Genomic DNA, 12,647 nt, shown 5'->3' with positions numbered 1-12,647 from the left:
TGTTTTTCCCTCATCAACCGAACATGTTAGATGATAATTGATACTCTTATAATTATTATATTTCTAATCCCAACCATGTTCTAAATCTTTTTGCCGTCCCGCCATCGGGATTTATTCCACTGATAGAACTTGTCGTAAAAGGAAGCCACTGCCAATCCTCACACCCTACAAAACCTATTCTGGACCAATTCTCAATGAATTCATTGAAGTTATTTGCGAGCTTATATCCATGACCTTTTCCATCATCGTGGCTAAGGTAAACGATTGCAGCGTCTGTATCGTCTTTCATATCAAAAGCTAAGTAGTCACCATTTCCAACTTCACAAAACACTAATTTGTTATGCCAGACAACATCATACTCATTTTCTGGGTTCGGGAACACATTGTCAATCCAACCTATTCGGGCTTCCTCGAATTGAGGAAGGAGTTTCAAACTCCAATGTGGTGTACCGCAAAAAATTTCTCTAAATTCATCAGGCTGCTCGCTGTTATCAGGTAAAAACCAACGTAAACTGAAATTCCCAGAAAACTCTTGGAGCACCTTTTTAAAACTTTTAGGCAACTCAACCCCAAGATGTTCTTCCGTCTGAAGTATTTGTTCTGGTGAGACCGGGTCATCTATTACAACTTCCTGAACATCTCCACCTATTTGTTGAATTCTAGCAGAGATGGTAGCTATTCTTTCTCTTATTGACTCGTAGTCCATTTTCTTACACCCTTTTCTCATATCAGATCACTTAAAGACGTATGCAAGTATCCGGAAGTACACAACAAAAAATCCGATGACTATGGCGACAAAGCCAATCTCGCCCAATATAGATCGCAGCGAATCGGCCTCTTTTTTTCTGTTCAAGTAGTCCTGTTTGTTCAGATGGTCCTGATCCTCCATGAACTGCCCCCCAGTCTCAGAAAACAGGAATGTCAGTTCATATAGGAATTGGCACCTCGTTTCCCTTCTAATCAAAAAACTCCTTTTCACTCAATCATTCGCCGGCTGGCAGCATAAATTCCCTTCTCCTTTTTGGAGTGCCGCCTTCAAACTGGAAAGAACACCGCTCCACGCCATTTGATGCCAATCAACCGCTTCCTTCCATTCACTTTCATCCTGGAAGCCAGTATGTTCCACTGTTACTTTTGTTTCTTCGTCCATCGGTTCAAAACGCACGCAAACTGTTGTTAGTTCATCTTCCTTGTTCATAATCTCTTGGAATTGATCCGGGCCTTTCCAAGTGAAGGCCAATTCTTTTTGTGGCACAAGAGATACAATTTTACATCCCATCGTATTCATGCCTTCACGGTTGCCAGGAATGAAATACAATTCATATGACCCGCCAACTTCCGCTTCTACTACCGCCTCCGGTGCGAACCACTGCGATACACGATCCGAAATAGTCCAAGCCAACCACACCAACTCCACAGGCGCTTGGATGGTGACTTCATTGATAACCCCTTTGCTTGCTACTGCCATTTCTCCTATCCCCTTACTGATCCTTAGTTATTTTCTTTCTCGAAAATCGAACAAAATAAAAAATCGCGCTTGCCATGAAAACAATCGAAATCACGATGAATAATGTCACGGACGTCGGATCACCCGAGGCATTATATCGGTCAACCAAAATTCCTTCTTGTAATAGCATTTGCGAGAAAATGAACAGCAGAAATAAGGAGATGAACAATAGATACAGCACCGTTTTCATTCTCTCCTTCAGGAAAAAGATGACGACTGAGTTGATTACAATAAGAACAAATATATAGTAATAGATGTTTCCAAAGATATTACTTGCCTCCAAATCAGCAACCGCCTTTCAACTAATTTACATAGATCTTGCAATCTTGACGATTTCTTCCTCCGTTAAGTTGCCCTCAATGCTGAAATAATGGCTTTCTGTCATCCAGATTAATTGGCGGAGATTGTTTTTATATGTGATTAAACTCCCTTTATGTGTCCCGATGATCCATTCTTCAACTTTGGCATCATCTCGGTCCGCCACAATGCCAAAGCTGAAAGATTCTGTGCTGCTAAATTGTGCGATGGTGAACTCCCTGTCCCCACCGGTATAATTCAGATAGATTTCTTTGCTTTTCTCATTCTGTTTTCTTATCACATCCACATGTGATAATTCGAAGTCAACAGGAACCACAGGGAGGATGATTGGGAAGTCCGTTACAGACTGGGCTTCCTCTACACTCAGCTGATCTGTTTCATATTCCGAGGTCTCAATGACTTGAAAAGCAGTTGCATCCGGCATGTCCGTAACCACAGTTTCCGCTCCCTCCGGATTTCCGCCCATCAGTTGAATGACCGAACCTTGAATCTGCTGAAACCATACAACTAAGTTTCCATAAGCAATTCCGTTTCCAGGCGACCAAATGAAGAAAAGCAACATACAAGCGGCCGCTAAGGACAGAAGCATGCCCCAGCCTTTCATTTTCCGGCGAGGAGGGCTCGTATTTCTTCCAGCTTCAAGCCGCTTCCAAGCCTCCTCGATGGTTACCTCGGAAAGGGGCTGTCGATGGATTTGCTCTTGCAGTGCTTCCCGAATGAGGTCATCGAAATCCCGATCTTCATTTTCCGACATCCAGAATCGCCTCCATCAATTCTTCTTTCTTTTCGATCGCCGCTCTCAGTTTCAGTTTCGCACGGTGCACCCTTGTCTTAACAGTTGCAATGTTGACATCCAAAGCTTCCGAAATCTCTTCATATGTCAAGTCATCGAAGTAATAAAGAAAAAGGACAATTCGGTGATTCGCTTTCAATTTATCGATCTCTTCCTGCAAAAGGGAACGAATTAGTTTTCGCTCCGCCGCCGTCTCAACAGACGAGATCGGATTCTGCTCTACTTGCAGGAGCTCTTTGTTAATAAAGACGTCGTCTGCAGCAAAATCATTCCATCTTTTCATTTTCCGCAAATAATCGATGGCCGTCCGGGTTGTAATGGTTGTCAGCCAGGCACCGATTTTCTCGATTTCATGGATGAGATGGATATTGCGGAAAGCCTTCAAATAGCTCTCCTGTAGAATGTCCTGGGCCAATTCAGGATCTTTTACAATAAAATAAGCTGTATGATAAACACGGTCATAATACTTTTCGAAAATAATTTTCTCTACTTCAGGCGTCGTTTTTTCCTCTTCGGCGAACACCTTTTTCAACAAGTCGACCACCTCTCACCTCGTCAGAATGTAGTAAGAACTATTCCTTATATTTCCTTCACTATACCGCAAAATCTTGGTATAGAGTAGAGTATTTGGAATGATTTACAAGGTAGAGGGTCAGAAAAAACCCATCCTTTTAAAAAAGAGAATGGGTTCAAGTGGCCGATCTATTTAAAATTCTAACCAAACTTTAATCGCAGTTGCCAGTATTAATACCGCAAGAATGGCTTGTAGCGCTTTTGTGTTCATTTTTTGCCCAGCTTTTGCTCCTATAGGCGCTGCGATAATACTTGCCACAATCATAATAGCGGCAGGTCCGTATAGTACTTGGTCCGTCATCACTTTTCCTATTGTGGATCCGATGGAAGAGATAAACGTGATGGCAAGTGACGTTGCGATGGTCATGCGTGTAGGAATTTTCAAGACCACGAGCATGATCGGCACGAGAATAAAGGCACCCGCTGCCCCTACTATGCCGGCTGCAACCCCAACAATGAAAGCCAAAACGGCGGCCAGCCATTTATTGAAAGTTACTTGGTCTGCTGGTATATCATCCAAGCCTTTTTTCGGGACAAACATCATAATGGCAGCGATTGATGCCAGTACTCCGTATACAACATTAATAGCGCCCTCTGATATTAAATTCGACCCATAACCGCCGATAAAGCTACCGATCAAAATGGCGGTGCCCATGTAGATAATTAGCGTTTTGTTCAACAATCCGCTCTTCCGGTATGCCCATACGCCCGATATAGTCGCAAAAAATACTTGGACTGCACTTATTCCCGATACCTCATGTGCAGTTAATGCGGCAAAACCGAGAAGGGGTGGTATATATAGCAACATTGGGTACTTGATAATGGAACCTCCAATCCCAACCATGCCCGATAGGAATGACCCGACGAACCCGATTAGGAAAAGAGTGATAATAAATCCAATATCCACGATAATTCCTCCTTTTATCTAAAGAAAGGGCATCTTTTATAAAGATACCCTTTCGGTTTGATTAGCCTTTTTTAATCCAAAATGTAAAGACGCCTGCCTCTTCTTTCTGATCAATCATTTCGTGGCCGCCAGACTTTGCCCATGCGGACAAATCAGCCACGGATCCTTTATCAGTCGTTTGGATTTCCAGGATTTCACCTGTTTCCAATTCTTTAATCGTTTTTCTTGCCCGTACAACTGGCATCGGGCAGGCAAACCCTTTCGCGTCCAATACTTTTGCAATGTTCATTTGTCTATCTCCTATCTATTTTTTATTTTGATTAACGTACCGCACAGCGGTTCGGTCCAATTTCCATTTCACGTTGCGCATCGATATCCGGGGTGATTTTCCCCATGTTCGTTTGACGGATCTCTTGGTAGGCATTCGGTTGTGGCGGAAGATTATCCGTCACCAATTTCCTGAATTCCTTCTCATCTGCAATGTTCAATCCATGGTTTTTCGCAAACAATGTGCCTAGTTTTTCAGACACGCTGCCATCCTCATTTAATTCCTCAATAATCATGAAGTGAGCTGGCAGAACGATCAATTCTTCAGCGAATGCCCGGTATCTTTCATAAAGCGTCACCCGCAGGTCACCGACCCAGTCCTCTGCAAGTCCCGCTAAATCCGGTCTTCCGATGGAGTCGATAAAAAGGATATCTCCAGATAACAGATAAGCACCGTCCACGATGAATGAAGTCGATCCGATCGTATGTCCAGGCGAGTAGATCGGCTGGATATCAATTTTCGATTTACCGACTGTGATGACGCGTCCTTCCTCAAGCGGCTCGTATGCAAACGTCACTTCCGCTGCATCCTTTGGCGGCAACCAATACGTGCCTCCCACCTGCTCGGCAATTTGGCGTCCACCGGAAATATGGTCCGCGTGCAGATGCGTATCCAACACGTTCGTAATCTTGACACCCAGTTCGTCTGCGAATGAAGTAAACACATCGGTCATGCGCGTTGCATCGACAATGGCAGCTTCACCTTCCGAGACGATCATATAGGACAAGCATCCTTTGCCGATCCGCACGAATTGATAAATAGCGCCGCCTTCTTTCAAATCACCGACCTTAACAGGCTCAAGATGTTCACTCCAAGCCTTCATGCCGCCTTTCAAATAATGTACATCGCGTCCTTCTTCTGAAAGCATATCCGCTACTAGTATTGAAGAACCTTCCTTTGCACAAACGACGACAACTGGACGGTCTGTCGGCAATTTCTCGAGAATATGTTCCACACCATCTAACAGATCAAAGTAAGGAATATTCAAATGCTGCACTGATACTCCTTCAATCTTCCAATCTTTAAACGCATCTTCATTCCTGACATCCAGAATGAAGAGCTGTTCTTTTCTAATCACTTTTTTAGCGATATCGCCAGCTGTCAATGGAGTTACTGCCATTTCTTTTCTACCTCCTAATTTAATTCATAGATTTTTGAATAGATCCATTCCATCCGCTCATACCTGGAACAACATTTTTTACATTGGGGAAACCCGCATCGGCTAGTTTTTGCGCGGCCATGTCACTGCGGTTTCCTGTACGGCAAATGACATAGAGGCTAGCTGCTTTATCTAAGCTGTTCAGGACAGCTTCCAACTCACCAAACGGAGCCGATATCGCGCCGGGGATATGGCCAAATGCGTATTCTGCACTTTCACGGACGTCAATGATTTGAACATCTTCGTCTGCCGCCAAAACTTCCTGCAGTTCCTCGTTTGATACGACATGCGGGAAACGCTTCTCCTCCGCTTCTTCACCAGTTGTTTTTCGCAAATAGTGCGTAATGACACCATCTTCTTCGTGAACCCCAATATATTGATGCCCTACACTCTCTGCCCAAGCCTTAATATCTGCTATCGATCCTTTATCCGTCGCTTCCACTTCCAGCACTTTCCCCGGAGCCAGCTCCTGCATGATCTTTTTGGTCTTCACGACAGGCATCGGGCAAGCGAGTCCTTTCGCATCCAATCTCATATCTGTTTGTATCATTTCATCTCTCCTTTATGCCTATGGGGGTATACTTTTCAATAAAAATTTTTATTCAAGTGGACCATCCCACGCAAGCATACCTCCGGCCATATTCACCACTTTGTATCCGTGGCTCTCCAATAGTTGCGCCGCTCTCCCGCTGCGCCCGCCAGAACGGCAAACCATTGTGTATACTTCGTTCTTATCTAACTCATGCATCCGGAATTCCAACAAGCCGAGCGGAATATGAATCGCTCCTGGAATTTTGCCTTCTGCCACTTCATCTACTTCCCGTACGTCAATAATATGTTTTGCCGACAATGTTTCTTTTACTTCTGCCGCCGTGATTTCCTTCATTCCACTCTCTCCTTCTCTTAAATAAATAGATTGACGTTTCCTTCTTGGGCATCTGCCAAGTACGCCGCAACGCCCGCATATTCGATACCATCCAGCAGTTCTTGCTGGCTCAGTCCAAGCAAATCCATCGTCATTGTACAGGCGACAAGTTTAATATCCTGTTCTTGAGCCAATTCAATTAATTGGGGCAATGTCATCGCATTATGCTTTGACATTACTTGTTTAATCATCTTCGGTCCCATGCCGGCAAAGTTCATTTTGGAAAGGCCCATTTTATCCGCGCCGCGCGGCATCATTTTGGAGAACATGCCCTCAAGAAAACCTTTTTTGACAGGTACCTGCTCCTCTTTCCGAAGTGCGTTCAAGCCCCAAAACGTATGGAATATCGTCACTTCGTGGTCATAAGCGGCCGCTCCATTCGCGATAATATAGGCGGCCATCGCTTTATCGTAATCGCCACTGAATAACACAATGGTCGTCTTTTTTGTTTCTGACAAATTCATCTTCCTTCCTCTTTTTAATTACCCCTACCCTATGGGGTATTATATGTTGTTAAAAGAAAAGAGTCCATCTTACCGACTCTTCACTAGCAGATCGACTGCTTCTTTCACAATCTCTTCTTGTGTCCGGTGATCGTTTTCATCTTTGTTTTGTATACATTCGATGAGATTGGAACTGACAATGACACCGATTGTCCGATCAATAGCCGTCCGGGAAGCCGACAACTGGGTAATGACATCTTTACAGTTCTTCTCTTCTTCCATCATCCGCAGAATGCCTTTAATCTGGCCTTCAATCCGTCGTAATCTGTTTTTGATTTTATCATCATACTCCACGTCGTAACCTCCTTTCTGTTCAGCTCTACGCTTATATTATACCCCGTAAGGTATTTTGTCAACACATCAATTTTAATAAAATCTCCGCTTCTGCAAACTTCGACAAATTATGGTATACTAGTACTAGACAACTCGAAATAGATCGACTTCGACTAGTTGTTTTTCCATCTTCTACTGCTGTATGACAGTCTGCCAAAGACTACTCAGCCTGCTAGAAAGATGAAAATCACAATGGGAGGGTTTCGATTGGCATTTCCACGCAAGGAAAAAGACATTTCAGATTTTGTCGCAGCTCGTCATATTGACGAAGAGATTTCATTTGTCCGTAATGATTACGAGGTGAACGGAACGATTCACAAGATTCTCGAGAACTCTGTCATCGTGAAGATTTCCGAAGAGGATGCAGAACGGATTGGCGCTGCCTCCGATCTTACGGTTGTTTCACATAAGAACTACTCTGTCTGCTAAGGCAGGCGATTGAAAAGGACTGTCCCGTTAGCCGAAATGGCAACGGAGGCAGTCCTTCTTTTTATTAAATGATCAGATAAGCTAATATCGATAAAGCGATGGATGTAATGGTCATGGCGAGCAGCGGTTTCATTGCACGTTCTCGAAGATCCCGCAAGCTGACATTAAGTCCGAGGCCGACCATGGCAGCCGTCAATAACCAAGTGGTAATTGTACTGATTCCAGCCATCACGCTGTCCGATACCGGAATGGAATGGCCGAGTACATAGCTTCCGAACAAGCTGAGCAAAATGAAACCAACGAGAAACCACGGGAATTCGATCTTACTTTGTTCTTCCTCGGGATTCCCTTTGCTTTTACGCTTCATGAAGTAGATGAAGATGAAGCAGAGAGGAACGAGCAGGAATACCCTGCCGAGTTTCGCCAGCAATGCAATGGCAAGCGCATCTTCTCCAGCTGGCGCAGCTGCGATGGCAACATGGGCAAGCTCGTGCAGGCTCATGCCAGACCAAATTCCATAGTCTGTTGGAATGAGCGGCAAAACCGGCCGTAAAATTGTATAGCCAATCGCAAATACGGTTCCCATCATGGCGATGATTCCTACGCCAATAGCCGTATCCTCATCTTTCGTCTTCAAAATGGGCGCCACTGCAGCAATGGCAGCTGCTCCGCATACCCCGGTACCTACCCCTAATAGGAGGGAAATATTTTGATCTGCCTTCAACCATTTGGCCAGAAGCACCGTCATTCCAATGGCAAATGCAATGATAAACGCGTCACGCACGAGCAAGCCAAGCCCGTCACGAAAAACGACATCAATGTTTAATTTCAGTCCATACAAAATGATCGCGAGCCGCAACAGCTTTTTTGAAGAAAAAGTAATGCCCGGCCGCAAAATATCCGGATAACCGAAAAACTGCCTGTAGGCGACAGCGATAATAATGGCGCTCGCTAATTGGCCAATATGATCGAACCCCGGTACCTTTGCTAATAAAAATCCTAAAAATGCAATAAAGAATGTAAAAGCGATCCCTGCAATCCAAAGACCCGCCTTGTTTTTTGATTGTCCGTTCATTGGTACACCTCCTAGTCTTAGGATAATACCCGTATTTATATAAGTAAAATAAATTATAATAATTATTATGATAAGTAAAAGGTTATGATAGTACATCGGAGGGATTGAAATGGATACGCAATTACAGATTTTCATTACGGTGGCCGAGAAACAAAGCTTCTCCCGTGCCGCAGAAATCCACCATATGACGCAGCCTGCCGTGAGCCAATATATCCGCTCATTAGAAGAAGAAATCGGCGTCCGGTTGCTCGAACGAACAAATAAATATGTACGTCTCAATACAGCGGGAGACATCGTCTATCATCATGCAAAGGAAATCATGGCACTCTACGGAAAGATGCAGCATCTAGTCGACGATCTTACGAATAAAGCGAGCGGTGCGTTGTCAATCGGTGCGAGCTATACATTCGGCGAGTATGTCCTGCCCCATATTCTTGCGGATTTGAAGACGCGCTATCCTGCTATCATACCCACCGTGACAATCGGCAATACATCCACCATCGCCCAGCTTGTCGCAAGACATAAACTCGACGTCGGCATCGTGGAAGGTCAGTTTCAGGAATCCAAATTGATTGCAGAAGAGTTGGCAGAAGATACGATGGTCGTTGTCTGTTCCCCTTCGAGCCCACTTGCCGAGTTACGGAAGGAAACAGAACCGATCGACTTGAAATGCTTGGAGAATGAAACGTGGATCATCCGGGAAGCTGGCTCTGGGACGCGCGAAGCCATGGATACCGTATTTGGGAAGCATGGATTAAGCCCCGCTTCCGTCATGCACTTCAGCAGCACCCAGCCGATCAAAGAATCTGTCGAGGCCGGGCTCGGTATCAGCCTGCTCTCCTATTGGTCCATTCAGAAGGAATTAAAGCATGGGGAATTATGCGTACTCAATGTGAAAGGACTGCCGTACGTTAGAACTTTCTCTGCTGTAACCGGCACCCCCTTTCAGACAAAAGCGCTTGAAGTATTTATCGATTTGTTGCGGGAGAGTAAGCTGTTAGCTCCGTTTGGTGGGGAGCAACATGAATTTGAGCAAGTAGACCCCAAGAAGGACTGTTCGCATAATTAAAAGACAACCGAAGCCAAGAAAGAAGAAGTAACTTAGCTCCTCTTCTTTCTTGGCTTCTTCGTATAGGTAGACTCTATTTAATGCAATGAATTAGTCATCGTATACCATACTTTTTAAAAAATCAATTTTGCTACTATCTTTATTATTATTTTTATCTGCCCGATAGCTATCTTTCGATGAAGCCTCGTAAACAGCAAGATATTGCTCAGGATTTAGCAAATAATAGGCTACCTCTCCCGATTGATGCAACTCTAAATCATCCATTTGTATTCCTGCAAAGTCTGGAAGGGTATCTATAATACCAAATGCAACGGATAAGCCATCTTTAGAAAACTCATGTTCATGCAAATTAATTAAGTCATATCCCATTGATTCCATGATTTTCATTATTTTGTCCCAGTTATAAATAGATAATTCGGGAGGGACTTCCCAACCTCGTTTATCTCCAGGAACGTGAATATCTATATCTTGCGCATCCCAACTCGTCCCCGTGACAATTTCCATGCCGACTGAGCCCATTAATAAGGGAACTATAGCAAAATCATTTAGTTTTCTTGCAATGCTAATAAACTCATCAAATTTTTTATTGCTCATTTGGCTCCTTCCTTTCCCCAAACACTTCTCTTAAATGAACGCAAAAGCTGTATAATATTTTATTTCAATAGTTAATTTACCTATCATACAATGATGTCTATTCCATTCTTTTCAGCTTTGTATTTTATTTACTTCTTCCTCAGCTAGCTGTTCAGTTTACTATTCAAATCCCAACTTTTATCTCACTTCAAACTCTATCTTGCAAAGAATATTACTTTTTCCTTCATCTCATTAAACACATTATATTGAAATAACGTACTTTTTTTCATAAATTCTCCTTCACCTATTTGACACATTAAAGTTAATAGTATAATTTACATTCATGTATTTAAGGGCTAAACTAACTAGAAGTTATTACTATTTTACTATTTTATTCGAGGTGTCTACTGTGAAAAAAATAATTCGTTTCAAAACACTGCGAATGCGGATATTATCCGGATTTGCGGTTGTCTTTTTGCTCACCAGCATGTATAGCGGGTATATTTATTTTGTAAACAAGGAGTCTATTCAACGAACTGAACAAATTGTGACTAAACAAGTTGCACTTCTTGATGCTTATCAAAATATGTCTACTTCTATGTCCGTTCGAGTCTCTGCGGCTCGTGGGTATCTCCTTTCAGGCGAACAAAGGCTGCTGGATGCGTTCCAGGAATACATCGACTTCGGTATAGAAAACGAGAAGATTATCCGCGAACTGCAAGATAGTGAGGAATTCGATGCTTTGATTCAACGGACTGTCGCATGGCGCACTTATATTTCCGAAAATGTATTTGATGTATACGCGAAAGGTGATAAAGATCAGGCGATTGCTAATATGACTACGATGAACCAAGAATCGACCGATATTCGACTTGCATATGAACAGTTCGCGAAGGACAGTCGGACTGAAATCGAAGAAATTGGAGCCAATATGATTGCCATGACCCGAAAAAACATGGTGATCAGCGTCATACTTTCCATTAGCATTAGCTTGCTTTCCATTACGATTGCGTTATTGACAGCTCAATCCATTTCCAAACCAATCAAATGCTTAGTCGGCCGAATGGATGACATTGCTGACGGGGATGTCAGTCAGGACCCCCTCCCTATCACGACAGAAGATGAAGTAGGTCAATTGACAAAAGCGACAAATCATATGTCTGCTCGTCTGAATGAATTGCTTAAGCAGATTAATACAGTGGCCGGTACTGTAGCCGCGCATAGTGAAGAATTGACACAGTCTGCTTCAGAAGTGAAAGCAGGAACATCCCAAGTCGCAATGACAATGCAAGAATTAGCTGTTGGTTCCGAGACACAAGCGAACAGCGCGAGCGATCTTGCTTCCATAATGGGTGACTTTGCATTAAAGGTAGACGAATCAAATGAAAATGGGGAAATTGTTCAAAGAGATTCCAATGCAGTATTGGAAATGACCGCGGATGGCCGACAATTAATGGCTTCTTCAACAGAACAGATGGCTAGAATCCATTCACTTGTTCAAGATTCCGTGCAAAAAGTAGAAGGACTTGCCATCCAATCCCAAGAAATCTCTAAACTTGTTACCGTCATCAATGACATCGCGGCTCAAACGAATTTGCTCGCCTTAAATGCAGCAATCGAAGCGGCAAGAGCAGGAGAGCAAGGTAGAGGTTTTGCGGTTGTAGCGGATGAAGTGAGGAAACTCGCAGAACAAGTAACCAACTCTGTCTCTGATATTTCAAGCATCGTAGAAGGAATCCAAGATGAAACAAAAGTAGTCAGTCAATCCTTAGTTGCCGGTTATAAGGAAGTGGAGCTCGGTACGAATCAGATCCGTACCACTGGAGAAACTTTCGAAAAAATCACTACAACGGTATCTCAAATGGATCAGAACATTAAACACGTGGCCAATAATCTACTTGATATTGTGGAAAGTACAAAACGCATTAATAATACGATTGATGATATTGCCTCCGTTTCTGAAGAAGCGGCAGCCGGAGTGGAGCAGACTTCTGCCTCTGTCCAGCAAGCCTCCAGCTCAATGGATGAAGTTGCAGCAAGCTCCGAACAGCTTGCAACACTTTCGGAAGAATTGAATGGATTGGTACAACAATTTAAAATCTAAAGGTTTATTGTACATGGGGTTGGATCGACACGGTATCCAACCCCTTTATTA

The 12,647-nt window shown here is 43.4% G+C and carries 18 protein-coding genes; 3 read left to right on the top strand and 15 right to left on the bottom strand.

Going from position 1 to position 12,647, the window contains the following annotated elements:
• Positions 1–55 precede the first annotated feature (55 nt).
• The 13 genes from ACSW3C_RS14850 to ACSW3C_RS14790 all read right to left on the bottom strand — a co-directional run bounded on the left by ACSW3C_RS14850 (position 56) and on the right by ACSW3C_RS14790 (position 7,307).
• Complete coding sequence (locus tag ACSW3C_RS14850; RefSeq protein ID WP_486563584.1) at positions 56–706, bottom strand: SMI1/KNR4 family protein; 651 nt, start codon at positions 704–706, stop codon at positions 56–58.
• A gap of 27 nt (positions 707–733) precedes the next feature.
• On the bottom strand, positions 734–889 hold the full coding sequence (locus ACSW3C_RS14845; RefSeq protein WP_486563583.1) for a hypothetical protein: 156 nt from the start codon (positions 887–889) through the stop codon (positions 734–736).
• Between the two features lie 90 nt (positions 890–979).
• Positions 980–1,468, bottom strand: a complete 489-nt coding sequence (locus ACSW3C_RS14840) for an SRPBCC family protein (RefSeq protein WP_486563582.1) — start codon at positions 1,466–1,468, stop codon at positions 980–982.
• 13 nt (positions 1,469–1,481) lie between these two features.
• Positions 1,482–1,790 (bottom strand): hypothetical protein, encoded by a 309-nt coding sequence (locus tag ACSW3C_RS14835; protein WP_486563581.1) that lies wholly within the window; start codon positions 1,788–1,790, stop codon positions 1,482–1,484.
• 24 nt (positions 1,791–1,814) lie between these two features.
• The gene (locus ACSW3C_RS14830; RefSeq protein ID WP_486563580.1) at positions 1,815–2,579 is read right to left on the bottom strand and encodes a DUF4367 domain-containing protein; all 765 of its coding nucleotides are present in this window, start codon (positions 2,577–2,579) and stop codon (positions 1,815–1,817) included.
• Positions 2,566–3,141 (bottom strand): RNA polymerase sigma factor, encoded by a 576-nt coding sequence (locus ACSW3C_RS14825; RefSeq protein ID WP_238079090.1) that lies wholly within the window; start codon positions 3,139–3,141, stop codon positions 2,566–2,568. The genes ACSW3C_RS14830 and ACSW3C_RS14825 overlap by 14 nt, the downstream gene beginning before the upstream one ends.
• 183 nt (positions 3,142–3,324) lie before the next feature.
• Positions 3,325–4,098 (bottom strand): sulfite exporter TauE/SafE family protein, encoded by a 774-nt coding sequence (locus tag ACSW3C_RS14820; protein ID WP_486563579.1) that lies wholly within the window; start codon positions 4,096–4,098, stop codon positions 3,325–3,327.
• A 61-nt stretch (positions 4,099–4,159) separates the two neighbouring features.
• The gene (locus ACSW3C_RS14815; RefSeq protein WP_238078906.1) at positions 4,160–4,387 is read right to left on the bottom strand and encodes a sulfurtransferase TusA family protein; all 228 of its coding nucleotides are present in this window, start codon (positions 4,385–4,387) and stop codon (positions 4,160–4,162) included.
• A 31-nt stretch (positions 4,388–4,418) separates the two neighbouring features.
• Positions 4,419–5,546, bottom strand: coding sequence for an MBL fold metallo-hydrolase (locus ACSW3C_RS14810; RefSeq protein ID WP_486563578.1), 1,128 nt, complete (start codon positions 5,544–5,546; stop codon positions 4,419–4,421).
• A 19-nt stretch (positions 5,547–5,565) separates the two neighbouring features.
• Positions 5,566–6,135 carry a sulfurtransferase TusA family protein gene (locus ACSW3C_RS14805; protein WP_486563577.1) on the bottom strand — a complete coding sequence of 190 codons (570 nt, stop codon included), beginning with the start codon at positions 6,133–6,135 and terminating at the stop codon, positions 5,566–5,568.
• A 48-nt stretch (positions 6,136–6,183) separates the two neighbouring features.
• Complete coding sequence (locus ACSW3C_RS14800) at positions 6,184–6,471, bottom strand: rhodanese-like domain-containing protein (protein WP_486563576.1); 288 nt, start codon at positions 6,469–6,471, stop codon at positions 6,184–6,186.
• A gap of 17 nt (positions 6,472–6,488) precedes the next feature.
• Positions 6,489–6,974, bottom strand: a complete 486-nt coding sequence (locus tag ACSW3C_RS14795; protein ID WP_238078910.1) for a DsrE/DsrF/DrsH-like family protein — start codon at positions 6,972–6,974, stop codon at positions 6,489–6,491.
• 69 nt (positions 6,975–7,043) lie between these two features.
• Positions 7,044–7,307 carry a metal-sensitive transcriptional regulator gene (locus ACSW3C_RS14790; protein WP_486563575.1) on the bottom strand — a complete coding sequence of 88 codons (264 nt, stop codon included), beginning with the start codon at positions 7,305–7,307 and terminating at the stop codon, positions 7,044–7,046.
• Between the two features lie 246 nt (positions 7,308–7,553).
• Here ACSW3C_RS14790 and ACSW3C_RS14785 point away from each other — a divergent pair, with 246 nt between their 5' ends.
• Complete coding sequence (locus ACSW3C_RS14785; protein WP_238078912.1) at positions 7,554–7,775, top strand: DUF2187 family protein; 222 nt, start codon at positions 7,554–7,556, stop codon at positions 7,773–7,775.
• A gap of 64 nt (positions 7,776–7,839) precedes the next feature.
• On the opposite strand, the gene ACSW3C_RS14780 is transcribed toward ACSW3C_RS14785, so the two are convergent.
• On the bottom strand, positions 7,840–8,850 hold the full coding sequence (locus ACSW3C_RS14780) for a YeiH family protein (RefSeq protein ID WP_486563574.1): 1,011 nt from the start codon (positions 8,848–8,850) through the stop codon (positions 7,840–7,842).
• A 109-nt stretch (positions 8,851–8,959) separates the two neighbouring features.
• Here ACSW3C_RS14780 and ACSW3C_RS14775 point away from each other — a divergent pair, with 109 nt between their 5' ends.
• The gene (locus ACSW3C_RS14775; RefSeq protein ID WP_486563573.1) at positions 8,960–9,919 is read left to right on the top strand and encodes a LysR family transcriptional regulator; all 960 of its coding nucleotides are present in this window, start codon (positions 8,960–8,962) and stop codon (positions 9,917–9,919) included.
• 90 nt (positions 9,920–10,009) lie between these two features.
• On the opposite strand, the gene ACSW3C_RS14770 is transcribed toward ACSW3C_RS14775, so the two are convergent.
• Positions 10,010–10,513, bottom strand: a complete 504-nt coding sequence (locus tag ACSW3C_RS14770; RefSeq protein WP_486563572.1) for a phosphoribosylanthranilate isomerase — start codon at positions 10,511–10,513, stop codon at positions 10,010–10,012.
• A 388-nt stretch (positions 10,514–10,901) separates the two neighbouring features.
• Between ACSW3C_RS14770 and ACSW3C_RS14765 the strand changes: the two genes are divergently transcribed.
• On the top strand, positions 10,902–12,596 hold the full coding sequence (locus ACSW3C_RS14765; RefSeq protein WP_486563571.1) for a methyl-accepting chemotaxis protein: 1,695 nt from the start codon (positions 10,902–10,904) through the stop codon (positions 12,594–12,596).
• Positions 12,597–12,647: the final 51 nt, after the last annotated feature.

The sequence above is a fragment of the Sporosarcina sp. AD_1 genome (genome assembly GCF_057373025.1).
The sequence above is the reverse complement of the archived record's forward strand: the minus strand, read 5'-3'. Positions and strand labels throughout refer to the sequence as shown.